At 40.9% G+C, this 24,454-nt stretch carries 22 protein-coding genes and 1 riboswitch; of the genes, 13 read left to right on the top strand and 9 right to left on the bottom strand.

What is annotated here, in order from left to right; translation table 11 throughout:
* Window positions 1-8 precede the first annotated feature (8 nt).
* The 3 genes from M1F26_RS14920 to M1F26_RS14910 all read left to right on the top strand — a co-directional run bounded on the left by M1F26_RS14920 (window position 9) and on the right by M1F26_RS14910 (window position 2,392).
* Window positions 9-470 carry a RidA family protein gene (locus tag M1F26_RS14920; protein ID WP_140171567.1) on the top strand — a complete coding sequence of 154 codons (462 nt, stop codon included), beginning with the start codon at window positions 9-11 and terminating at the stop codon, window positions 468-470.
* Between the two features lie 93 nt (window positions 471-563).
* Window positions 564-1,859, top strand: a complete 1,296-nt coding sequence (locus tag M1F26_RS14915; protein WP_140171568.1) for an MFS transporter — start codon at window positions 564-566, stop codon at window positions 1,857-1,859.
* Window positions 1,860-2,092: 233 nt separating this feature from the next.
* Window positions 2,093-2,392 (top strand): HdeA/HdeB family chaperone, encoded by a 300-nt coding sequence (locus M1F26_RS14910; RefSeq protein WP_036958008.1) that lies wholly within the window; start codon window positions 2,093-2,095, stop codon window positions 2,390-2,392.
* 120 nt (window positions 2,393-2,512) lie between these two features.
* Here M1F26_RS14910 and M1F26_RS14905 read toward each other — a convergent pair whose 3' ends face one another.
* On the bottom strand, window positions 2,513-3,412 hold the full coding sequence (locus tag M1F26_RS14905; RefSeq protein WP_140171569.1) for a LysR family transcriptional regulator: 900 nt from the start codon (window positions 3,410-3,412) through the stop codon (window positions 2,513-2,515).
* A gap of 99 nt (window positions 3,413-3,511) precedes the next feature.
* On the opposite strand from M1F26_RS14905, the gene M1F26_RS14900 reads away from it, so the two are divergent.
* Together M1F26_RS14900 and M1F26_RS14895 are read left to right on the top strand one after the other, a co-directional pair.
* Window positions 3,512-4,843, top strand: coding sequence for an MFS transporter (locus M1F26_RS14900; RefSeq protein WP_140171570.1), 1,332 nt, complete (start codon window positions 3,512-3,514; stop codon window positions 4,841-4,843).
* Entirely contained in the window at window positions 4,844-5,236 is a 393-nt protein-coding gene (locus tag M1F26_RS14895) for a hypothetical protein (RefSeq protein WP_112307504.1), read from the top strand.
* Between the two features lie 70 nt (window positions 5,237-5,306).
* On the opposite strand, the gene rpoD is transcribed toward M1F26_RS14895, so the two are convergent.
* The 3 genes from rpoD to rpsU form a co-directional block, all read right to left on the bottom strand.
* The gene (gene rpoD, locus M1F26_RS14890) at window positions 5,307-7,160 is read right to left on the bottom strand and encodes an RNA polymerase sigma factor RpoD (protein WP_004257799.1); all 1,854 of its coding nucleotides are present in this window, start codon (window positions 7,158-7,160) and stop codon (window positions 5,307-5,309) included.
* Window positions 7,161-7,347: 187 nt separating this feature from the next.
* Window positions 7,348-9,093 carry a DNA primase gene (dnaG, locus tag M1F26_RS14885; protein ID WP_110591259.1) on the bottom strand — a complete coding sequence of 582 codons (1,746 nt, stop codon included), beginning with the start codon at window positions 9,091-9,093 and terminating at the stop codon, window positions 7,348-7,350.
* Window positions 9,094-9,263: 170 nt separating this feature from the next.
* Window positions 9,264-9,479, bottom strand: a complete 216-nt coding sequence (gene rpsU / locus M1F26_RS14880) for a 30S ribosomal protein S21 (protein ID WP_001144069.1) — start codon at window positions 9,477-9,479, stop codon at window positions 9,264-9,266.
* 330 nt (window positions 9,480-9,809) lie between these two features.
* Between rpsU and tsaD the strand changes: the two genes are divergently transcribed.
* On the top strand, window positions 9,810-10,829 hold the full coding sequence (tsaD, locus tag M1F26_RS14875) for a tRNA (adenosine(37)-N6)-threonylcarbamoyltransferase complex transferase subunit TsaD (RefSeq protein ID WP_094961091.1): 1,020 nt from the start codon (window positions 9,810-9,812) through the stop codon (window positions 10,827-10,829).
* A gap of 70 nt (window positions 10,830-10,899) precedes the next feature.
* Here tsaD and M1F26_RS14870 read toward each other — a convergent pair whose 3' ends face one another.
* Together M1F26_RS14870 and plsY are read right to left on the bottom strand one after the other, a co-directional pair.
* Complete coding sequence (locus tag M1F26_RS14870; protein ID WP_140171571.1) at window positions 10,900-12,432, bottom strand: methyl-accepting chemotaxis protein; 1,533 nt, start codon at window positions 12,430-12,432, stop codon at window positions 10,900-10,902.
* 272 nt (window positions 12,433-12,704) lie between these two features.
* Window positions 12,705-13,361 (bottom strand): glycerol-3-phosphate 1-O-acyltransferase PlsY, encoded by a 657-nt coding sequence (gene plsY / locus M1F26_RS14865; RefSeq protein ID WP_004257775.1) that lies wholly within the window; start codon window positions 13,359-13,361, stop codon window positions 12,705-12,707.
* Window positions 13,362-13,469: 108 nt separating this feature from the next.
* Between plsY and folB the strand changes: the two genes are divergently transcribed.
* Window positions 13,470-13,829, top strand: coding sequence for a bifunctional dihydroneopterin aldolase/7,8-dihydroneopterin epimerase (gene folB / locus M1F26_RS14860; protein ID WP_004257772.1), 360 nt, complete (start codon window positions 13,470-13,472; stop codon window positions 13,827-13,829).
* Window positions 13,830-13,868: 39 nt separating this feature from the next.
* On the opposite strand, the gene M1F26_RS14855 is transcribed toward folB, so the two are convergent.
* Both M1F26_RS14855 and M1F26_RS14850 read right to left on the bottom strand, forming a co-directional pair.
* Window positions 13,869-15,098, bottom strand: coding sequence for a multifunctional CCA addition/repair protein (locus M1F26_RS14855; RefSeq protein ID WP_140171572.1), 1,230 nt, complete (start codon window positions 15,096-15,098; stop codon window positions 13,869-13,871).
* 14 nt (window positions 15,099-15,112) lie between these two features.
* Complete coding sequence (locus tag M1F26_RS14850) at window positions 15,113-15,727, bottom strand: TIGR04211 family SH3 domain-containing protein (protein ID WP_036958005.1); 615 nt, start codon at window positions 15,725-15,727, stop codon at window positions 15,113-15,115.
* Between the two features lie 280 nt (window positions 15,728-16,007).
* On the opposite strand from M1F26_RS14850, the gene M1F26_RS14845 reads away from it, so the two are divergent.
* The 4 genes from M1F26_RS14845 to M1F26_RS14830 all read left to right on the top strand — a co-directional run bounded on the left by M1F26_RS14845 (window position 16,008) and on the right by M1F26_RS14830 (window position 21,873).
* A complete protein-coding gene (locus M1F26_RS14845; RefSeq protein ID WP_140171573.1) occupies window positions 16,008-16,970 on the top strand; it encodes an inorganic triphosphatase in 963 nt (320 codons plus the stop codon).
* Window positions 16,971-16,982: 12 nt separating this feature from the next.
* On the top strand, window positions 16,983-19,829 hold the full coding sequence (gene glnE / locus M1F26_RS14840; RefSeq protein ID WP_140171574.1) for a bifunctional [glutamate--ammonia ligase]-adenylyl-L-tyrosine phosphorylase/[glutamate--ammonia-ligase] adenylyltransferase: 2,847 nt from the start codon (window positions 16,983-16,985) through the stop codon (window positions 19,827-19,829).
* A 92-nt stretch (window positions 19,830-19,921) separates the two neighbouring features.
* Window positions 19,922-21,349 carry a bifunctional D-glycero-beta-D-manno-heptose-7-phosphate kinase/D-glycero-beta-D-manno-heptose 1-phosphate adenylyltransferase HldE gene (gene hldE, locus M1F26_RS14835; protein WP_096864068.1) on the top strand — a complete coding sequence of 476 codons (1,428 nt, stop codon included), beginning with the start codon at window positions 19,922-19,924 and terminating at the stop codon, window positions 21,347-21,349.
* Window positions 21,350-21,519: 170 nt separating this feature from the next.
* Window positions 21,520-21,873, top strand: coding sequence for a type II toxin-antitoxin system HicB family antitoxin (locus M1F26_RS14830; protein ID WP_140171575.1), 354 nt, complete (start codon window positions 21,520-21,522; stop codon window positions 21,871-21,873).
* A gap of 40 nt (window positions 21,874-21,913) precedes the next feature.
* On the opposite strand, the gene ubiK is transcribed toward M1F26_RS14830, so the two are convergent.
* Window positions 21,914-22,180 (bottom strand): ubiquinone biosynthesis accessory factor UbiK, encoded by a 267-nt coding sequence (ubiK, locus tag M1F26_RS14825; protein WP_004257742.1) that lies wholly within the window; start codon window positions 22,178-22,180, stop codon window positions 21,914-21,916.
* A 232-nt stretch (window positions 22,181-22,412) separates the two neighbouring features.
* A riboswitch (FMN riboswitch) is annotated at window positions 22,413-22,565 on the top strand.
* A 158-nt stretch (window positions 22,566-22,723) separates the two neighbouring features.
* On the opposite strand from ubiK, the gene ribB reads away from it, so the two are divergent.
* Complete coding sequence (gene ribB, locus M1F26_RS14820; protein ID WP_112307510.1) at window positions 22,724-23,377, top strand: 3,4-dihydroxy-2-butanone-4-phosphate synthase; 654 nt, start codon at window positions 22,724-22,726, stop codon at window positions 23,375-23,377.
* 225 nt (window positions 23,378-23,602) lie between these two features.
* Window positions 23,603-24,406, top strand: coding sequence for a 4,5-DOPA dioxygenase extradiol (gene ygiD, locus M1F26_RS14815; protein WP_405029955.1), 804 nt, complete (start codon window positions 23,603-23,605; stop codon window positions 24,404-24,406).
* The last annotated feature ends 48 nt before the right edge of the window (window positions 24,407-24,454 follow it).

Raw genomic sequence — 24,454 nt, 5'->3', positions numbered from 1 at the left:
AAAATTGAATGAATATTGAGAAGAAATTAGAAGAAAAAGGAATTAAACTTGCCACACCAGAGGCACCAAAGTTTTCATATGTATCTATTAAGCAGTATGGTGATTTACTTTATACATCAGGCCATGATTGTCAAAAAGATGGTGTATTAATTTATAGCGGTACGTTAGGTAAAGAATTAACAGTCGAGCAAGGCCAAGAAGCAGCAAAACAGTGTATTGTTAATATATTTTCCTCGTTAAAAGCCTATTTAGGAGATTTAGATAAAATTGATGAATGTATAAAATTATTGGGCTTTGTACAAAGCACTGATAATTTTAAAAATCAGCCACAAGTCATGAATGGAGCTTCAGATTTTTTAATTGAAATACTCGGTGATAAAGGTAAGCACGCACGTTCAGCAATAGGTACGAATACATTGCCTTTTGATACGCCAGTGGAAATAGAATTAATATTAAAGCTAAAATCGTAAATAATAGATAACAATTAAAGATTATTAATAAAATAAATCTGCGGAGTAAATATTATTCCGCAGGGTCCTGTTACGTCTTAAAGGTACTTAATTATGTCACTACATGCGAGTAAAAGACTAAAGCGCTGGCAGCTTATTGCGCTTACATTTTTGTTGATAGCAGGTATCATTAACTTTTTAGATAGAGCATCACTCTCTATTGCTAACTCTACAATAAGTAAAGAATTAGGATTTAGTGCAACCCAAATGGGATTACTGTTATCAGTATTTTCATTTGGCTATGCGTTATGCCAATTACCTATAGGTATGGTAATGGAGCGCTTTGGAGTTAAAAAGATTTATGGCTTTGGTTTGTTTTTATGGTCGTTAGCACAAACGGTTACAGGGCTATTATCTTCATTTACCCATTTAATTATTGCGCGAGTTATTTTAGGTATTGGTGAAGCCCCACATTTACCTACAGGCGTTAAAGTCGTTAATGATTGGTATAATATTCGTGAACGAGGGTTACCTATGGGGATTGTTAATATGTCCTCTACGTTAGCTCAAGCGCTGGCTCCACCTTTGCTCATTGCATTAATGTTAGCTTTTGGCTGGCGTACAATGTTTATTATTATCGGTATTAGTGGGATTATTCTGTCTATACTTTGGTTTATTTTCTATCGTAATCGTGAACAATTAGAATTAACAGATGATGAATTAAACTATTTAAATGACGGAGCTCCACCATCTTCAACGAATAAAGTTTCTTTCAAAGAATGGGCATCATTATTTAAACAACGTTCTTTATGGGGAATGATTATTGGGTTTAATGGTGTGGGTTATATGGTTTGGCTATATCTAACATGGTTGCCCGCTTATCTTGAAAACTCCAGAGGTTTAAGTCTAGAAAAAACTGGCTGGGTTGCCGCAATACCCTTTTTATTTGGTGCGCTTGGAATGCTGGTAAATGGTGTTGTTGCAGACTATGTGGTGAAACGTGGTGCTGACAAAATGAAAAGTCGTAAATGGATGATTTGCTTAGGCTTATTATTTGCTGCCATATTTACACTACCTGCTGCTTATACTGACAGCACATTTTCAGCTGTTGCTTGTATTAGTATGGCCTTGTTTTCTATTCACTTTGCAGGGACTTCTGCTTGGGGATTGATTTTAGTTTCAGTGCCTTCTCGTTTAATTACCTCAGTGAGTGGTATTCAAAATTTCGGTGGTTTTATTGGAGGGTCATTTGCTCCGATTATTACCGGTATTATTATTGACCAAACACATTCATTTACCTTAGCTCTTGTTGTTTGTGCAACGGTCGCATTCCTTGCATCATTGGTTTATTTCTTCTTTGTTAATAAACCAATTAAAGACCCTGCAGAGATGGAAGTAAAAGTAGTATAGTTAAATTTTATGGCCACTTTTTATAAGTGGCTTTTCTATAAAAAAACAAATCTTATATTGATGCTCTAATTAGGTCATTGTTTGTAATTGATTGTTTTTATTGTTTGTTATTCGATTCTTTAATTCAGTATAAATTTAATCATCAAAATTGGAATATGTAATTCTCATAAATAATATGCTAATAATAACCAGCCACATGATTATATGTTTTTAATTTTCCAAAGGAGTTTAAAATGAGAAAGGTTATTATATCTAGTGTATTATTTGCTGTATCTACAATTTCATTTAACTCAATGGCAGCAGACAAAAATACGGTTACACCTGAGAATATGACTTGCCAGCAATTTATTAATTTAGATCCTCAAAGCTGGGCACCTGTTGCGTTATGGGTAACAAACCAAGAAACGCAATTTAAAGGTGGAGATTATGTTGCGCTAACAGAGCAAAGTGTTGCTGAGGTCCCTCAGATTGTTGAGTTTTGTAAGAAAAAACCGGAAGGCACTCTGCAAGATTATTTAGCATCTAAGAAATAATGCTAACTATTATGCCATGGAGGGCATAATAGCCATTAACAATGAGAAAAATGAGTTTTTATACTGTGGTAGATTAGAAACTACACTTTAGAAACATTGAATCGATATATCTTTATATCTTTATTTATTTACAGCTAATTTATCGACTAAAAAATCGATAAATGCACGTGTCTTAGCCGGTAAAACAAAAGTATTTGGATAAAGTAATTGAATATTTTGTTTCGGTAAACGGTATTCGGGTAACACATGAACTAAACGTTCATGCTGCAAGTCGTCGTCAACCATCCAAGCAGGGCAGATAGCAATACCTAAAGAGGCTAGCACCATATGGTGAATAACGGCCGCAGAATTAGACTCATATTGGTTTTTAATTAAAGGTAAGTAATATTTTTCATTTTTTGAATTCTGTAAAAAATATTGAGGATCTTGCCAGTTTAATAGCGCATGGTTAATCCATGGGACATTTGCTAAATCAGTGAGTTGTTTGATTGGGTATTTTTTTAGAAATTCAGGAGAGGAGACTAAGTAAATCTCATATTCACCCAGTTTTTTCATTTTAAGAGATGAATTTTTTAAATTACCTAATCGAATAGATAAATCGAGTTTTTCTGTGATCAGGTCATCTAATGATGAGTTAAATGAATATTGTAACCTTAACTTAGGATAAAGGCGGCAAAATTCAGGGAGTAGCGGCAAAATAAAACGTTGGCCAAATTCACTCGTTGATGAAAAACGTAGCAAACCAGCAATATTCGTTCCTAAATTTTGGCTTTTTTCGAATGCTTCATCTATTTGATTTTGAATACGTTTAAAGTCGTCATAAAAATGTTTTCCTACCTCTGTTAATGCAATATTTCGCGTGTTTCGTGTTAGCAAGCTTACATTAAGCTGAGCTTCTAATTGTTTGATATCGACACTAACCATAGAGCGACTTAGCCCTAAAATATCTGCGGCTTTAGTGAATGAACCCGAATCAACAACCTGTAGAAAACTGATAATCTTTTTAAGATTTCTTTGCATAATGATAACGATTGTTCTTTTTTATTAAACAATCATGTTACCTCCCTTGTATCGACAAAGAAAGTACTTAAACCTATTCTTTGCCACCGGAGGAAGTCCATGACTTATCGATACAAAATTGCCACAGTATTTTTGCTCGGTTTCTTTATTGATTGTATTAATATTTTTATGTCAGCGATAGCATTACCTGACATTGCTGCATCATTTTCAGCAAGTCAATCTCAAGTGGCTTGGGTTGCCAATGCCTATATTTTAGGTTTAGTTCTGGTGATGCCAATCAGCTTATGGTTAGCAGGTAGGTTAGGTAACCAAAAATTACTGTGTTATTCCATGCTACTTTTTTCTATTGCAGCTTGGCTCAGTGGAAGCAGTGATTCAATATATAGCTTAATTTTTTGGCGCTTTATCCAAGGGGCTGCGGGAGGGTTATTAATTCCGGTAGGTCAGGCGTTAGTTTTCGCATTATTTCCAAATAATGATCGTCAGCGTATATCAACATTGATTATGACAGTCGCGTTAATTGCTCCCGCATTTTCACCTGCAATTGGCGGCCTAATTATTGATTCTTTGTCTTGGCATTGGGTCTTTTATTCTAATTTACCTTTCTCATTACTAACGGCAGTACTCGCTTGGATATGGATAAAAAATGATGGGAAAAAAATAAGAGAAAAGCCAGATATTTTGGGGCTAATAATGGTGAGTTTAAGTTTGTTAAGCCTATTATTATCATTCTCTTTTTATAATGATTATCACAATTTGCTATTGGCTTTGGCGAGCTTTTTTACTTCTGTATTCGTATTTATTGTTTACATTAAATATGCCCAAAAATGTCGAGAACCTATTTTAAATTTTCAGTTATTGAAAAATAGCAATCTGCGTAATGCTTTTATTGTTTACTATGCTGTTCCCGGTATTTTTACGGGAGTCAATTTACTCAATATTTTTAATCTACAAGAGAACATAGGGTTCAGTGCAGCAAAAACCGGGCTATTTATGGTGCTATATGCATTGGGGGCGGTAATATCAATGTTAACTGGTGGACGTCTTTACTTACAGATAGGAAAAAAACGATTATTTATTATTGGTATTACATTACATAGCTTTGGTATTTTTCTGCTTTATTGGGTCTCATCTTCCAGCCAGCTCAGTTTATTGATAATCGCTTATTTATTGATGGGGATGGGCGGAGGGTTGAGCGCCAATACTGCACAAATTAGCTCGTTGATGGATTTCAAAGACAAAGATTTACTTCAAGGTAGCGTGTTATGGAATATTAATCGACAAGTCGCATTTAGTGTTGGTGCAGTCGTATTTATTTCTATATTTAGCTTAATGACTTTCTCGAGTGATTTATTCCGTTATCAATTTACGTTTCTTATTGCATCAATACTCGGGTTACTTTCATTAATTTCAGTGATCAAGGAAAAATAAATGAGTGAAACAATGGAAAGAGCGCAGCAAAGCGTGGTGGATTTACATATTCTTATTGAGGATATTTTTACAGGGCGTCGTGGTAATAAAAGTTTGGCGCCGTTATTAGCCAGCTTCGATGACAACTTCAAAATGGTTACCACACAAGGCCATTGTATTGGATTAAATGCAGTGACTCAGTTATTTAGTCAGAATGTAGGGGCTAGAACATCATTTTCTACAGAGTGTATTAATCTGATTCCATTGCGCGAAGACAATGGCTATTGCTGGGTTCAGTATCAAGAAAAACAGCAAATAAATGGTATTGAGTCGCTAAGAATTTCGACTGCATGTATCAGGGTCGAACTCGAAAAGTGTGTTTGGGTTTATTTGCATGAAACACCGGTAGTGTAGCTTTCCATGGTTTTAGTGACCATAAAAAAACACCTGCCGGAGCAGGTGTTTTTAGATATAAATAAATCAATTATTCGTCAAGGAAGCTGCGCAGAACTTCTGAGCGGCTTGGGTGACGTAATTTACGTAACGCTTTTGCTTCGATCTGACGGATACGCTCACGGGTAACATCAAACTGTTTACCAACTTCCTCAAGGGTGTGGTCAGTATTCATGTCGATACCAAAACGCATGCGTAGCACTTTTGCTTCACGGGCGGTTAAGCCTGCTAACACTTCGTGAGTTGCAGAGCGTAAGCTTTCTGACGTTGCTGAGTCTAAAGGCAGCTCTAAAGTTGTATCTTCAATAAAATCACCTAAATGTGAATCTTCATCATCACCGATAGGGGTTTCCATAGAGATAGGTTCTTTAGCAATCTTCAGTACTTTACGAATTTTATCTTCCGGCATTAGCATGCGTTCTGCCAGTTCTTCTGGCGATGGCTCACGGCCCATTTCTTGCAGCATTTGGCGAGAGATACGGTTCAGTTTGTTGATAGTTTCAATCATGTGAACCGGGATACGAATAGTACGTGCTTGGTCAGCAATTGAACGCGTGATAGCTTGACGGATCCACCAAGTTGCATAAGTTGAGAACTTATAACCACGGCGATATTCAAACTTATCAACGGCTTTCATCAGACCGATGTTACCTTCTTGAATCAGGTCAAGGAACTGCAAGCCACGGTTGGTGTATTTCTTAGCGATAGAAATTACCAGACGTAAGTTTGCTTCAACCATCTCTTTCTTCGCACGGCGTGCTTTCGCTTCACCGATAGACATACGACGGTTGATATCTTTAACTTGTTCGATAGTCAGACCCGTTTCTTCTTCAATTTGACGCAGTCTTTGTAGGCAACGCAGAATTTCTTCTTCAACTTCAAGCAGTTTTTCTGACCAAGGCTTGTTCATTGCTTTTGCAGCAGTTAACCAAGTTTCACTGGTCTCATTACCACTGAATAAAGTAATGAAGTTTTTCTTCGGCATCTTACACTGCTCAACACATAGTTTCATGATGGTACGCTCTTGTAAGCGAACTCTGTCCATCATTTCACGCATGTTATTGACCAGATAGTCAAATTGCTTAGGAACTAAACGGAATTCTTTAAATACTTCGGAAAGCTGCTCGATAGCGGCAGCCGTTTTCGCATCACTACGGCCATATTGCTTAATATGTTGACGCGTTTTTTCATATTGCTCACGAAGATCAGAGAATTTTTGACGTGCTAATTCAGGATCGATGCTGTTATCGTCATCGCTATCGCTGTCATCGCCGTCTTCATCTTCTTCGTCTTCGTCATCGTCTTTATCAAGCTCTTCTTGTGGTAATTCAGAGCCAACGTGAGTCGCTGTTGGTGCAAGATCTTCTTCCGCGTTAGGGTCAACAAAGCCAGTAATTAAATCAGATAAACGGCTTTCTCCTGCTTCAACACGGTCATATTGCTCAAGAAGATAAGTGATAGCCTCAGGATATTCAGCAACAGAGCACTGAACCTGATTAATACCATCCTCGATACGTTTTGCAATGTCGATTTCGCCTTCTCGAGTGAGAAGCTCGACGGTTCCCATTTCACGCATATACATGCGAACAGGGTCGGTTGTACGGCCAATTTCACTTTCAACACTGGACAGCACTTGTGCAGCGGCTTCTGCTGCATCTTCATCAGTATCGGAAGTATTTTCAGCCAAAATTAAATCATCGGCATCAGGTGCTTCTTCCATGACCTGGATGCCCATGTCATTAATCATCTGAATGATATCTTCGATTTGATCTGAATCGACGATATCTTCCGGCAGATGGTCGTTGACCTCAGCATAGGTTAAGTAACCTTGCTCTTTACCCTTGGTTACGAGTAGCTTAAGCTGCGACTGCGGGTTTTGCTCCATAAGACGGTATCCACACTTCTGAGTATTTAGATTGGTGTCGGTCGGCGAAACATTCGGCCAACAAGAACATACAAAGGGAATATTTATTATTCGCTACGCCCTTTATTTTCGTAGCATTTTACAGGCATTTGCCTTGTGTTTATCGGCACTTAAGCCGTTTAAAATATTAATTCTGTTTTGGGTTAGATTATGTTTTCACTCTGGAAAGAGTGATTAAGCGGACTTCTTCGCGCTCTTCTGGGGTCAGCCCTTCAGTTCGTTCTTTTGCTATCAAATAGTCGAAACGTTCGTCGAGTGCGCTATTAAATAGATGGTTTAAGGCATCTATAAAAGTATTTTCCGCTATCTCCTCTATTTCTATATCGTTCCACGTTGCCAGTTTTTCAAGCTGTTTCGCAAATTTATTATCACGATAACGCTCTAGCAACTGCCCAGTTGACATTCCGGGGGTGGAACGGCAGACATCAACCAATTCCTGAAATAGAGAAAGCCCCGGCATTTGAATATGGGCAATTCCCTCTAATGAGGGAACAAGCTCCGAAAAGTTCGGATTCTGTACCAACAGCGCGATAAGTATTCGCATTGTGGTTGGTTTTAATTTGGGAGCCTGATAGTTAACTTGTTCTGTGCTCTCTCTATCAATCATAGCAAGAACTTGAGAAATATCCGGTATACCAATAAAATTTCCTAGCTCTTGTGCCATATAAAGGCGCAGCGTTTCACCAGGTATTTGCTTAATCAAAGGGATAGCTAGTTTACTAAATTTTGCTTTCCCTTCTTGCGTTTTTAAATCTACCTGTGGCACAAGTGAATCAAATAAAAAAGCAGAAAGGGTTTGAGCATCCTTCATGCGTTGCTCAAAAGCGTCTTTGCCTTCTTTACGTACTAATGAATCTGGGTCTTCGCCGTCTGGTAAAAACATAAAACGCAATTGACGGCCGTCCGTCAGATAAGGTAGGGCTGTTTCAAGTGCTCGCCATGCCGCTTCTCGGCCAGCGCGGTCACCATCATAGCAACAAATAACCGTATCTGTTGAACGATAAAGTAACTGAATATGTTCTGAGGTTGTTGATGTACCCAGTGAAGCAACCGCATAGCGGATATCGTACTGAGCAAGTGCAACAACGTCCATATAACCTTCAACTACCAGTAATTTTGATAATTCATTACTGTTTTGTGTTGCTTCATAAAGGCCAAATAACTGGCGACCCTTATGGAAAATATCGGTTTCAGGGGAGTTTAAGTATTTAGGGAGTGCATCTCCTAATACGCGTCCACCGAAGGCAATCACACGACCGCGCCTATCCCGAATTGGGAACATGACTCGCTCTCTAAAGCGGTCATAGACTCGGCCATTATCATTTGTCACTAACATGCCAGCATCATCAAGCTGTTTGCGACTTTCTGGGTTTACAGCAAACTTTTTGAGCAAGTTGTCCCAGCCCGCAGGGGCGAAGCCAATCGAAAAATGCTCTATAATTTCAGTGCTTAAACCACGTTGGCTTAAATAATCTTTCGCTTTATTAGCAGAAGGATGACTTAAGGCAGCACAGTAAAATTGATTAATTTTTTCCATCAACTGATATAAATTTTGCCGTTGATGAAGTTCTATTTGGCTTGAACCCGTTCCTTTTTCATATGGGACATCAAGGCCGTGTAGTGCAGATAATTCTTCGATAGCTTCGACAAAATCGAGTTTGTCGTAATTCATCAAAAAATCGATGGCATTGCCATGCGCACCACAACCAAAACAGTAATAAAATTGCCTTTCACCATTTACAGTAAAAGAAGGCGTTTTTTCATTATGGAACGGACAACAAGCGTGATGGTTTTTACCCTGTTTTTTTAACGGGACTTTTGCATCGACTAAATCAATGATGTCGGTTCTTGCTAACAAGTCATTGATAAATGAACGCGGAATTCGTCCAGCCATAAGCCTCTTTTTCGCCTGTTGATGAACGATAATAAGCCGCGCTTCCTTGTGGAAAGCACGGCCTTTAACTGCTTAGCTATTTACTACTACAAAAACTGAGTGACTACGAGAGAAACTAAAGTTTTGTATTAGCTATCGTCTGCAATGAATGCGGCTTTCACCGCAAACAATTAGTACAGACGAGTACGGCGTGCGTTTTCGCGAGCCAGTTTCTTAGCGTGACGCTTTACAGCTGATGCTTTAGCGCGTTTACGTTCAGTCGTTGGTTTTTCATAGAATTCACGACGACGAACTTCAGCTAAAACACCTGCTTTTTCACAGGAACGTTTGAAACGACGCAGTGCAACGTCGAATGGCTCGTTTTCACGTACTTTAATTACCGGCATGTGCCTCTCACCTCAATAGAAATCGGTTTGTTGCTGGTACTGATTCACCAGCCTTCATTTAAAATGGTGCGGAATTTTACTTCAATGAGTACGGGTTTGTAAAGTGCCGTATAAAATTGAATCACACAAGATTACCTGATTTGCAGTTCATTTGATGAAAAAGCAAACAAAACCAGATAATAATGAGAATTAGCCACACGAAATTTTTTATTACAGGGGACTGATTATAGACTATACAGTTAGGAAAGTCAGCCTTTTGACAACATTAATTACGCGATTGAACGAAAATAGTGATAGACTTGCGGTTATGCAATAAACAAGGGTAGTGCAATGCGTGTTTTAGGTATCGAAACCTCTTGCGATGAAACTGGTATCGCAATCTATGATGATGAGCGTGGCTTATTAGCCAATCAATTATACAGCCAAATTAAAGTTCATGCAGACTACGGTGGTGTCGTGCCTGAATTGGCTTCACGTGATCATATTCGTAAAACAGTGCCGTTAATTCAAGCGGCGTTGAAAGAAGCCAATTTAACCAGTGAAGACATCGACGCCGTAGCTTACACTGCGGGCCCTGGTTTGGTGGGGGCTTTAATGGTTGGTGCAACTGTTGGGCGTTCATTAGCTTTTGCATGGAATGTTCCTGCCGTGGCCGTTCACCATATGGAAGGCCATTTATTGGCACCGATGTTAGAAGAGAAAAGCCCTGAATTCCCTTTTGTTGCGTTACTGGTTTCAGGTGGGCATACCCAGCTTATCAGTGTGACGGGAATTGGTGAGTATGAGCTACTTGGCGAGTCCATCGATGACGCGGCAGGTGAAGCGTTTGATAAAACAGCTAAATTATTAGGCTTAGACTACCCTGGAGGCCCTGTGTTATCTCGAATGGCAGAGCAAGGCACAGCAGGTCGCTTTGTTTTTCCTCGTCCAATGACCGACAGACCAGGGCTGGATTTCAGCTTCTCAGGGTTAAAAACCTTTGCAGCCAATACCATTCGTGAAAATGCGGATGATGACCAAACCCGTGCAGATATTGCGAGAGCCTTTGAAGATGCGGTGGTAGATACGCTTGCGATTAAATGCAAACGTGCATTGGAGCAAACTGGTTTTAAACGCTTGGTGATGGCCGGCGGCGTTAGTGCTAATCGTGCTCTCAGAGCTAAAATGGAAGACGTCCTCAAACAGCGAGGTGGTGAAGTTTTTTATGCGCGCCCTGAGTTTTGTACAGATAACGGAGCGATGATTGCGTTAGCGGGGCTTATTCGTCTTAAAGGTGGAACAACGGCAGGACTTGGTGTAACAGTTCGTCCGCGCTGGCCTTTGGCTGAATTACCACCCTTAGAAAAATAATCATTGTTAATGAATTCATATTTTTTGTAAAAAGGGCTGGATGACAGCCCTTTTGCTATTCAATTAGATATTAATGTAAAACAACAACAGCATCTTCAAGTTGGCTTGAGCGTGCTTTTACCATCGTTGATGTCTCTGTGCTTTGCTCTACCAGTAATGTACTTTGTTGTGTGATGGTTTCGAGCTCACTGACTGCTTGGGTAATGTCTGCGATACCAGCCGCTTGTTCAGAGGTCGCTTGGCTAATATGGGTGATCAATTGTGTGACATTTTGTATTTGGTCAACAATCTCTTTCATGGTATCTCCGGCTGTATGGACTTGGTTTTTTCCTGAATTGACTTTCTTTTCACAATCATTAATTAATTCGCGAATATCATTCACTGCGCTTGCACTGCGGCTTGCAAGGCTACGGACCTCATTGGCAACCACAGCAAAGCCTTTGCCTTGCTCACCTGCACGCGCGGCTTCTACCGCCGCATTTAACGCGAGTATATTAGTTTGAAATGCAATGCTTTTAATCACATCAGTGATGGAATTGATTTTGCTGGTACTACTGACAATTTCATTCATGGTATCAACAACAGCTTCCATCATGGCACCTCCACTTACTGCAGTTTCGCTGGTGGTATTGGAAAGCTGATCAACTTGAATCGTGTTATCAGCATTCATTTTTACGGAAACAGCCATTTGGTTCATTGTTGCAACGGTTTGTTGCATATAGCCGACGGTTAGCTGAGTGTGAGTATCTAATTCACGACAGTCAGAAACCAAAGATTCACTGCCTTTGCGAACGTTATCAACTTGTTCGGAGACATCTTTGATTAACCAACGGCAGATTAGCCCAAGCTGCCCGATAGAACGTAATATTAAGCCAATTTCATCTGTGCGCTGCATATGGTTAACGCTATGTCGATTTCCTCGTGCAATACCAAGTGCTTGTTTGGTGATGTTTTCCAATGGCGCTGCTAGCATTTTTTCAAATACCACATTACCGACTAGTAACGTGATAAATGTACAGGCGCTCATCATCATAAGAGGTGCGATTGGCTGGGGAATGAAGCTTGCCATGATGAGCCAAAGAATAAATAACAAACTCATGATTAGCCGGATACGCGAACGCGTTGAATATGTTGAAAAGTGAAATGGCATTTTTTTAGAAAGCACAATTCCCTTAAAAATTTTTCGTTGGCTTTTATTTTCATTCATTGCGTCATAGATGGGTTCTACCGTAGCAATTTCTTCACGTGTTGCGCGTGTCCGAATAGACATATAGCCTGTAATAGCCCCTTTTCGTTCCATTGGAATGATATTGGCTCGAACCCAGTAATGGTCGCCATTTTTGCGACGATTTTTCACAATACCAGTCCAAGGTTCTCCTTTTTTAAGTGTTGCCCACATGTCGGCAAAAGCTTCCTTGGGCATATCCGGATGGCGGATAATATTGTGTGGACGTGTTAATAACTCATCTAATTCATAACCACTAACCTGTACAAAGAAATCATTAGCGTGGACAATATTTCCTTGCAAATCGCTGGTTGTCATCAAGGTGATATTTTCATCTAATACATATTCGTTTTGAGTGATATAAGGGGTTCTGCTCATTATAAATACCATTATTATTGTTTAATTTTCCTTTTATATAGTCGACAGCTTTTAAATATTCCTTAGTAATAAATTTGCAATTATTTAACTTTTTTTTAAAAGTGTGCGCTGGTTATGGCAAAAATGTAACGTAGCACAAATTGCTATCAGTACAGTTTTAAGGAGAGATATCGAACGGTTGTTATTGGGGGAGTTTTTGGAAATTTTAAACAAGGCAAATAGCATAAAAAAGAGCTGAAATCAGCTCTTCTTAGGAAAAATCATATTAACGATTAGTCATCTAGTTCTTGTTCTTTGGTTTCTTGGGCTATTTCTTTATTGGTTTTTTGCTTTTTGTTTTTTAGTTTTTGCCAAATACGGCTTTCTTGACCGCGCCAAAGGCGTTGTATATTACCGTGATGGCGAACTAACACTAAACAAGACAACATGGCGACAGGGAAAGTGAACTCAGGTTTAAACCACCAAACATAGAAGGGGGCAAGTAAGGCGCTGACAATCGCGCCGAGTGATGAGTAACCACTAAGCAATACCGTAAGTAACCATGTCCCTGCGACTAAACCAGAAAGATCCCAACCAATAGCGGCAATTGAACCAAATGCGGTTGCTACCCCTTTTCCGCCTTTGAAACGAAAGAAAATGGGATATATATGCCCAAGACAGGCTGCAATTGCAACAAAGCCAAGATAGAATGGCTGCACATTTAAATAATAAGCAAGCCAAACTGGTATCATCCCTTTTAATACGTCACAAATGAGTACTCCGGCAGCGGCTGCTTTACCGCCTACACGTAATACGTTAGTTGCACCAGGGTTACCAGAGCCGTGTTGACGGGGGTCGGGTAGTCTCGCCAAACGGCAGATCAGTATCGCACTCGAAACTGAGCCGCAAAGATAGGCGAAGATTATCATGCCAAGCGCGGTTGCACTCATAGCTAACTCCAAAAACGGTTAAGGCCATAAATTCACTTCAGTCTTGGATAATACGCATATTTTTGCTGAAGTGGTATCAATTCAGTACATAAATGAGAAAATGACGTGATGGATATCGTATTTATTGAGCAATTATCAGTCATCACCACGATTGGTGTATATGACTGGGAACAAGATATTGAACAGAAACTCGTGCTCGATATCGAAATGGGATGGGATAACAAACGCGCGTCTATGAGCGATAATGTAGAATATTGCCTAGATTATGCCAAAGTCAGTCAGGCTATCCTAGCTCATGTAGGGAATAACAAGTTTGGGTTAGTAGAACGTGTTGCTGAAGAAGTTGCACAGTTATTGATGACACAGTTTGCTAGCCCATGGGTTCGTATTAAGGTGGCTAAGCCGGGAGCCGTGGCGCGAGCCAAGCAGGTTGGGGTTATTATCGAAAGAGGCATGAAAACCGCTTAAATGATGACTGGCGGTGTTTAGCCGCCAGTTTTATGGTCGTTAGATGATTTGTTGCTGCTGCCAATCTGTTACCGCTTCAATGCGTTGTTTTGTAAGTTCTTGGCGAATTTCAGGGCCTTTAAATCCCTGTTCAACAATAGGTTTGACATCAACCGCTTGTGCGATAGCAAAAGCCTGCTTGAAATATATCCCTTGTGGGTACGTTTGCTGTTCAAGGCCTAACCGGCCTCTTGCATCAGCTTCGCTGATTAAACTCAGTTGTTCAATACGTTCTGGTTTACGCCAGCTATCAAGCCCATCAAAAATCGCAATTAGCTCATTAGCAGGTAATTTATTGATAACATGGATTTTATCATGATAGCGTGCCGCTAGACGGGCTAAGTCACGAGCCGTAGTTGGTACTTTTAATCTTGCGCAGAGAGTTTCTATTAATGGAATACCTGCCTCACCGTGGTTTGGATGGCTCGGCCAAATATCAGGTGGTGTCAGCGCTTTACCTAAATCATGGCATAAGGCCGCAAAGCGAATATCCACATTGTTAGATAGCTCGGCAATCACTTTCATTACCATTAGCGTGTGGATACCCGTATCAATTTCAGGGTGCCATTTTTCAGGGGCAGGAACACCAAATAACGCATCAACTTCAGGAAAAAGTACAGCTAAAGCACCACATTGGCGTAAAACATCAAAATACACCTGTGGAGAATTTGATTTCAGCGCTTTTTCTGTTTCGGTCCAAACTCGCTCGGCGGTGAGATGAGATAATTCTCCTGTAGCGGCCATCGTTTGCATCAAGGCGAGTGTTTCTGGTGCGATAGTAAAACCATGCTCAAAGTAGCGAGCGGCAAAACGAGCAACCCGTAAAACCCGTAAAGGGTCTTCAGAAAATGCATCGGAAACATGGCGTAAAATACGCTTATCGAGATCAATGACACCGTGGAATGGATCAATAATTTCACCTGACTCATCTTGAGCTATCGCATTAATCGTCAAATCACGACGCAGTAAGTCATCTTCGATAGTGACATCCGGTGCGCTATAGCAGCTAAAACCGGTATAGCCTGCACCAATTTTACGTTCTGTTCGGGCTAAAGCGTATTCTTCATGGGTTTTTGGGTGCAAGAAAACAGGAAAATCTTTTCCGACTTGTTGAAAACCTTGCGATAGCATTGCCTCGGGGGTTGTACCAACCACCACGTAGTCTCTATCTGAAATAGGTAGTCCAAGAAGTTGGTCACGCACTGCGCCACCCACGAGATAGACTTTCATGTGAATGGCCTCAATTACATCCAACCATCATTACGCTTTTTACGACGTGGAATGATGTGCGGTAAAATCAAACCTAAAATTAAGCCAACACCGGCAACGCCACCACCATACATAAACCATTGTAAAATCAATTCACGACGGCGATCATCTAAGTTGACTTCTGCAATCTCTAGCTTTTTACCGGATTTGATCAACTCATTTTTTAACTTTTCATTTTCGGCTTTTAGCTGGCTGACGATATTGTCATTATCAGCCACTTTTTGCTGCATATCTGCAGTTCGTGTATTCCACGTACTGTCGATATTGTCGAGTTGTTGACGTAGCTTTTGATTCTCAGCTTCAAGTTCTGGAATGCGGGTTTTCATGCTTGGAGTGTTGCTGAGTTGGTCAACAGGTAACCAGACCGTTCTACCTTTTTCATCGCGAACTTGTGCAAATTTGTTATCTGTGGAAAGCAGTTCAACCGCTTCCCCGGCATTGAGCGTACCTACAATACGATATTTTGTGCCTGGTCCACTATGAACGTATGTGGATAAATCATCTGACACATAACGTTTTTCTGCTGCATGTGAATTTAAGGAAAGGCCTAGCCCCATGATTGAAATTAATAATAATGGAATTTTTCGCATGGTATTTACAGTCTTTTGATGGTGAATGAGTTTTATATTATTTGAATACTAATGAGTAAAGTGTAAGGGTGCAAACCCTAAACGCAGATGTCTTCACACCCAAAAGGAGAATGAGAACTATCCTAACTGTCTAAATTACCCTTATTTTCACTCTATTTTCAATATAACTCACTGAAAGAAATATGACAGGTAGAATTTTTGATTCCTATGCAGTTTCTTTTCTCAGCTTAGCTCGATTGGGGTAATATGAGTGGAGTGAAATAATTAAATAAGGATATGTATGAGCCACGTAGAGGTTGAACTCAAACTTGCTGCTAAGCACTCGGCAATAGAGGCTGTACGACAGTGTCTATCAACATTGTCTCACCAGTACAGCGAACCAACGAAGTTAACCAATATCTACTTTGATACGGCAAATAAGCAGTTACGTCAGTGGGATATGGGCTTACGTATCCGCGGTTGTGATGGTCGTTATGAAATGACAATGAAAACTGCTGGGCAGGCGATAGGCGGCTTACACCAACGGCCTGAATATAATGTTGACATTGATTCACCTGAGCTTGATTTAGCCGCATTACCTGCTGAAATTTGGCCAGAAGGCACTGATGTTTCACAGCTTCAGTCTGAATTAAATATCCTCTTTAGCACCAATTTTACCCGTGAAAAATGGTTAGTGACTTTTGAAGATAGCGAAATAGAAGTGGTTTTTGACCAAGGTGAAATTTCCTCTGGCGCAAAGGATTTGCCTATTCAAGAGTTTGAACTAGAACTAAAAAAAGGCTTTATTGCTGATGTACTCAATTTAGCGAAGAAATTTGCAGATATCGACGGATTACATTTGTCATCACTTAGCAAAGCTGCACGTGGATATTCCTTGCTATCGCTGCCAAAAGAGCCATTAACTTGTCCAGACTCGCTGTTTGACTACGAAGAGCTGCCCTTAGAAAAGTCATTAATGCATATGCAATTACTTTGCCAGCAGCATGAAGCTTACTGGTTAGAAAATGGAAGCAATGCGCGCCAAGGTTTCAGTGAGTTTTTACGTTTTGTTCAGGCATTTTTAGTGCATTACCAAAATTCTGTACCTCACTTTATCCATGACACTCCACTGGAACAATTACGTTCAGATATTGCCGATGAAACAATTAGTGCTGAGGATTTTTGCTATAGCAGCCAGTGGTTAAAATGTAAATTAGCCTTTATCCAGTGGTTAAGTGCTTTAACCTATCAAGAAGCCCATTAAGGTATTGATAATATGCATGCTTTTCCTGAGTTATTACAAAGCCAAGGTGAACGCGTTTTAAGCCAGTTAGCGGAACAAGCGAATGAATTATTACCGTTAAATGAACAAGAAATTCAAGTGCTTGCATTCAGTGATTTTGTGTTAAAGCAAGTATTAGCACATCCGCGGTTTTTACTTGAAATTCGCTCTCGACCACCACAAGCCGATGAATGGAAAAGTTATGCATCATGGTTAGCTCAAGATTTGTCATCTGTTAGCAACGAAGACCACTTGATGCGAGTGTTGCGCTCATTTCGTCATCATATGTTAGTGCGCTGCGCATGGATGCAAGTGCTAGAAATAAGCAGGCAAAAAGAAACGATTTATCAGCTCAGTATATTGGCGGAAACCTTGGTTGTTGCAGCGCAAGACTGGTTGTATCAAGAATATCGTCAGTCATGGGGAACACCTTGTAATGCAGAAGGAAAACCGCAGCCGCTGTTGGTTTTAGGGATGGGGAAATTAGGGGGCCGAGAGCTCAATTTTTCTTCTGATATTGACCTGATTTTTGCTTATCCAGAAAATGGGGTGACCCAAGGTGGCCGAAAAGAGTTAGATAACGCACAATTTTTTACGCGTTTAGGACAAAAATTGATCCGCGTACTCGATCAAGTGACGGAGTATGGTTTTGTCTATCGGGTAGATATGCGTTTACGCCCATTTGGAGATAGCGGTCCGCTGGTTTTTAGCTTTTCTGCGCTTGAGGATTATTACCAAGAACAAGGGCGAGACTGGGAACGCTATGCGATGGTTAAAGCCCGTATTATGGGCGCTGATAGCCTCCATTATGAGGAGTGTTTGCGAAAGCTTTTGCGTCCTTTCGTTTATCGTCGCTATATCGACTTTAGCGTGATCCAATCCTTACGCAATATGAAAAATATGATTGAGCGAGAGGTTAGGCGTCGTGGTTTGGTCAATAACATCAAATTAGGCGCTGGAGGGATCCGCGAAGTTGAATTTGTTTCACAGGTTTTCCAACTCATTCGAGGGGGACGAGAACCTGTTTTACAGTCGCAATCTTTATTTTCAACGTTACAAGGAATTAGAGAACTCGCATTGTTAACCGAAGATCAGGTTAATATCCTGCAAGATAGTTACCTTTTTTTGCGTAGAGTCGAAAATTTACTGCAATGTATTGATGACCAACAGACACAAACACTCCCCGAAGAGGCTTTAAATCAAGCGCGTTTAGCGTGGGGGATGGGCTTTGCTGATTGGCCTGCATTTTATCAGGTTTTGAGTCAAAAAATGGTTGCGGTGCATCAAATATTCACCGAGCAAATAGGCCAGGAAGATGACTCTGAGAACATTGATGTATTCGATGAAATTTATATCACATTATGGCAAAGTGAATTATCAAAAGAAGAATTAGCCAGCTATTTGCCGTCTAAAAGTGAAGAGATTGCACAACGTATCATTCACGGTATAGTGATGTTCCGTCATGATCTCAATAAACGCACCATTGGTCCTCGAGGGCGAGATGTTCTTGATGAATTAATGCCTAAATTATTGGCTAAAGTCGGTGAGCGTGATGATGCAGGGCAAGTCATTGAGCGCATCACACCACTGTTACTGAGCATTGTTAGCCGCACAACTTACCTAGAGTTAATGCTTGAATTTGATGAGGTTTTGACGCATGTCATTCGTTTATGTGCGGCTTCACCTATGATAGCGGAACAATTAGCTCGCCACCCATTGTTACTTGATGAGTTGCTCGACCCTCAATCATTATACCAACCCTTACCGCTAACGGCCTACCGTGATGAGCTGCGCCAATATTTAATGCGCGTTCCTGAAGATGACGAAGAACAACAACTTGAAGCATTACGTCAATTCAAACAAGCTCAATTATTGCGTATTGCTGCTGAAGATATTTCAGGTGTTTTGCCGGTAATGAAAGTCAGTGATCATCTGACTTACCTTGCGGAAGCAATTATTGATGCGGTGGTACACCAAGCGTGGCAAAAAATGGTAAAACGCTATGGTGAGCCAGCGCATCTAGAGCAAAGTGACAAAAAACAATATGGGTTTGCGGTATTAGGTTATGGAAAGCTAGGCGGCTGGGAACTGGGCTATGGCTCTGACTTAGACCTTGTTTTTCTCTTCGATTGCCCTTTAGATGTGGTCACCAATGGTGAACGTTCCATTGACGCTCGCCAATTTTACTTGCGTGTTGCTCAGCGTATTATCCATTTGTTTAGTACTCGAACCCCTTCTGGTGTGTTGTATGAAGTTGATGCACGACTAAGGCCTTCTGGTGAATCAGGAATGTTGGTCAGTACCATACAATCATTTGATGATTACCAAAAAAATGATGCTTGGACATGGGAACATCAAGCGTTAATTCGAGCTCGAATGGTGTTTGGTGATGAGGATTTACAACGGCAATTTATACAGACTCGCCACGAAACTCTGTGTATGCCAAGAGACCCTAAAACTTTGCAACAGCAAGTGCGTGATATGCGGTTGAAAATGCATCAGCACCTAGGAAGTCATCAAGTCAATGAATTCGACTTAAAAGCGGATCCTGGTGGGATTACTGATATTGAATTTATCGCACAATACTTAGTTTTGCGTTTTGCCGCAGAAAATAATGCGCTAACACGTTGGTCTGATAATGTGCGTATTTTCGAGTTGATGGCGCAGTATGGTTTTATGCCAGAAGATGAAGCGAATGCTTTAACTCTAGCGTATGTCACAATGCGTAATGAGCTCCATCACTTAGCATTACAATCACTACCAAGCCGTGTAGAGATAAGCCAATTTTCTCAGCAACGTGAACAAGTTTTAGCAAGTTGGCAAAAATGGCTTGAAGAATAAAGAACAAACGCATTTTATTTAGCTAAACAGCGCAATATGCTAGTATTGTTGCTAATTATTATCAGATTTCCTTTTTAAGACTGGAGTGCAGGATGAAAGTAACTCTTCCGGATTATAAACAAGCCGGTGTGCTGGTGGTTGGTGATGTTATGTTAGACCGTTATTGGCATGGTCCTGCAAACCGTATCTCGCCAGAAGCCCCTGTCCCGGTTGTTAAAGTCACAATGGTCGAAGAGCGTCCCGGTGGTGCGGCTAACGTCGCGATGAATATTGCGTCATTGGGTGCAAATTCACGCCTTGTGGGGTTAACTGGAATTGATGACGCGGCAAAAGCACTCACTAAAAATTTAAATGCCGTTCAGGTTCGTTGTGATTTTGTGGCTATCCCCACCCATCCAACCATTACTAAATTACGCGTACTTTCACGTAATCAGCAACTTATTCGCCTCGATTTTGAAGAAGGTTTTGAAAACGTGGATGTTGCCCCTGTACTGGAGCGCATAGAACAAGCACTGCCACACATTGGCGCACTAGTGCTGTCTGACTATGCAAAAGGGGCGTTAACTCATGTTGAGAAGATGATAGCGCTCGCCAACAAGGCCAATGTTCCAGTCTTGATTGACCCGAAAGGAAACAATTTCGAACGTTACCGTGGGGCAACTTTATTGACTCCAAATATGTCTGAGTTTGAAGCGATTGTTGGGCCATGTAAAAACAACCAAGACGTTGAAGAAAAAGGCATGAAGCTGCTTCAGTCATTGGAGCTTAAAGCGCTGCTAATTACGCGCTCAGAACAAGGTATGAGCCTGATCCGCCGTGATGAAGCCCCATTGCATTTACCGACTCAAGCACAAGAAGTGTTTGACGTGACGGGGGCAGGGGATACGGTTATTGGTGTTCTCGCTGCCTCTATTGCATCTGGCCGCCCATTACATGAAGCCTGTGCACTAGCTAATGCCGCAGCAGGCGTGGTGGTGGGCAAATTAGGGACTTCAACAGTTTCGCCTATTGAATTAGAAAACGCTATTCGTGGCCGTGCTGACACTGGTTTTGGTGTTATGACTGAAAGTGAATTAAAACAAGCGGTTGAGAATGCAAGACTGCGCGGTGAACGTGTAGTGATGACTAATGGCTGTTTTGATATTCTCCATGCTGGGCATGTGTCTTATTTAGCTAACGCGCGTAAATTGGGTGACCGCCTAATTGTGGCTGTAAATAGCGATGCTTCGACACGCCGCTTAAAAGGTGAAACACGTCCAGTTAACCCATTAGAACAGCGTATGACCGTTCTAGGGGCTTTAGGGGCAGTAGATTGGGTCGTGGCTTTTGAAGAGGACACTCCACAGCGTCTAATCGCAGAGGTTTTGCCTGATATCTTAGTTAAAGGGGGGGATTATCGCCCTGAAGAGATCGCGGGCAGTGCGGAGGTATGGGCAGCGGGAGGCGAAGTTAAAGTACTTAACTTTGAAGATGGTATTTCTACAACCAATATCATCAAAAATATCATGAAAACCAGTTAATTTATCATTATTAATTAGCGAGTTAATAACCTCACGTGGGTATGTAAAAACGCCGTGAGGTTTTTATTTATCTAAAATTAATATGGCGTCAAATGTTGACGTCATATTTTTTTTGCTTTAGATTTTGATATCACAATATGACGTCATGGAATAGACGATAGGGGTGGAATATGATTAAAAGCAGTAATGTGATGACGATAGACGGCCATCCTGCATCTGTTATCTATGAAGCTGAAATTAAAGCGTTTCGTGGTAAGTTTTTAGATGTAAGTGGTTACTGTGATTTTGTTTCTGATAGCATTGAAGGGTTAAAAAAAGAAGCGCGAATTTCTTTAGCAGAATACATCGAAGGCTGCCAAGAAGAAGGGTTTAACCCGTTCAAAGAACAAGAAACGGTAAAGTCATTTACGCTGCGTTACCCAAGCCGCTTAGAGGCTTATCTAAATGCAGTAACAACTGAGCATAATGTTTCTAAGAATCAGTATATTGTTCAGCTGCTTGAGCGTGAATTGAATATCAAATAATAAAAGTGACGCCTTAATCGGTGTCACTTTTTCAATTTAATTACTCAGCCGTTTTTTCTTCTACATTTAAATGGGCTTCGAGTGCGCTGACGCGTTGTTCCATCTTCGCTAATTTTTCACGGGTGCGTAATAAGACTTGAGTTTGAATATCAAATTCTTCACGACTGACTAAGTCTAATTTGCCGAGTTGTGATTGTAACAGTGAACGCAGTTTTTTATCAAAATCTTCACCTAAATCGCGTACGCCTTGTGGTAAAGCGCCTTGAATTTGGCGGGCAACTTGTTCAATTTTTTTCGGATCGAGCATTTCGCGGGTCCTTAAGTTTATCAAAATATTGTTGTGAATTGTTGGGACTAGTTTAATACCTCTTGCTGCCTTGCGCTAGCTTGAATTATTTAGAGAGAGGTTTAGAGCCGGTAGTGAAATTAACCTTGATAACTCTAAGTTTTTATTCATGTTTTTTGGCTAAAAGTGTGAGTCATTCGCCAATTTTGATTATCATCGTTGCGAACTTGAATTATTGGCGTTATATTAATTGCGTATATCTCAGGGCGGGGTGAAAGTCCCCACCGGCGGTAAACATGCATCACGCATGAAGCCCGCGAGCGCTTTATCATTTTTATGGTAAAGGTCAGCAGACCCAGTGTGAATCTGGGGCCGACGGTTATAGTCCGGATGGGAGAGAATTAACAGTATCTGCATGTTTGTGCGATTACGCACAATAGTGTTCTGCATACCTGAATAGGTAAATGCCTTTTATTGGCTATTTATATATTCACCATTTCTCGTATTCCTAAGACTGCCTTGATTCTGGTAACTAGTTAATAACTATTTAAGAGGTTTTTTACCATGGATCATTCGCTACTTTCTGTATTTGGCAATCCTATCGAACGTGTTGAAAATGCTATCGAGGCATTACGCCAAGGTAAAGGTGTTCTTGTTCTTGATGATGAAGATCGTGAGAACGAAGGCGATTTAGTTTTTGCAGCAGAAACTATGACCGTCGAGCAAATGGCATTTACCATTCGTTATAGCAGTGGGATCGTGTGCCTTTGTATTACTGAAGAGCGCCGCAAGCAACTCGAACTACCTATGATGGTAGATAACAATACGAGCCAAAATCAAACAGGCTTTACTGTGACCATTGAAGCGGCACAAGGTGTGACGACAGGGGTTTCTGCCGCAGACCGTATCACTACTATTCGCGCTGCAATTGCAGATAACGCCGTTCCTTCAGACCTTAACCACCCAGGACATGTTTTCCCTCTGCGTGGCCGTGAAGGCGGGGTATTAACGCGTCGTGGCCATACTGAAGCGTCTATCGACTTAGCAATATTGGCAGGTTTCAAGCCAGCCGGTGTGCTGTGTGAGTTAACCAATGATGATGGTTCTATGGCTCGTACCCCAGAAGTGGCTGCGTTTGGTCAGCAACATGGTTTGACTGTGGTGACGATTGAAGACTTAGTTCAGTATCGTCAGTTGCAGGAAAAGAAAGCGAGCTAATCTTTTTTCTCGTCATATCTTGAATATTATCTAATGTAATGGTTTTAGTTATTTAGGTAATAAATAGTCTGTTAAGCATATAGAATGTTATAAAGGCCACTGAGTTGCACACCTCGTGGCCTTTTCAATTTTTTTGATGATCATACTCATAATTAGCCCACTGTGTTTTTTGCTGGAAAGCGTATGCTGTAGGGAGAAACTAATTGAGTTGGAGTTGAAATTATCATGTCATTAAATACTTCGATGGTAAAAAATAAGATCCCTGCCATTTTTATTGGTCATGGTAGCCCTATGAATGCGATTGAGGATAACCCTTACACTCAAGCGTGGGAAAATCTCGGTAAAGCCTTACCTCGGCCACGCGCAATTTTGGTGATTTCAGCCCATTGGTATACGCGCGGTACTGCTGTGACTTCGATGTTAAAACCAAAAACGATTCATGATTTTGGCGGGTTCCCCGAAGCCTTGTATCAAATCGAATATCCAGCTTCTGGTTCTCCTGAATTAGCTCAGCAAGTTGTTTCATTACTCGCCCCTGAGCCAATTTACCTTGATGAACAAGAGTGGGGATTAGACCACGGTACATGGGAAATTTTGCTGCGTATGTATCCAGAAGCGGATATCCCCGTGATCCAACTGAGTATCGATGGTAGCAAGCCCGCTACTTGGCACTATGAACTCGGTAAAAAATTGAGTGTTTTAAGGGAGAAAGGCGTGCTGATTATGGGCAGTGGCAATGTTGTCCACAATTTACGGGCGATGAACTGGCAGAACTCTCATGCTGAGCCGTACCCGTGGGCAATATCTTTTGAAAAATTTGTATATGACAATCTGCAAAGTCATGAAACGCCTCACCCACTGACTAAAGGATTAGAACGGGAGGATGGCAAATTATCGAACCCATCACCAGAGCATTACTTGCCTATTTTGCCTATTTTGGGAACTTGGGATGGGCAAGAAGAGATCAGTACACCGATTGAAGGAATTGTGTCGGCATCGTTAAGTATGTTGTCTATTCAGGTAGGGTAAGTTTTCTGCTATAGAATTGACTAACAAAAAAGCCCAAATCATATTGCT

It is taken from the genome of Providencia sp. PROV048, assembly GCF_033688165.1.
Taxonomy (GTDB): domain Bacteria; phylum Pseudomonadota; class Gammaproteobacteria; order Enterobacterales; family Enterobacteriaceae; genus Providencia; species Providencia hangzhouensis.
Note: the sequence above shows the minus strand (reverse complement) of the source record. Positions and strands in the feature narration are given on the sequence as shown.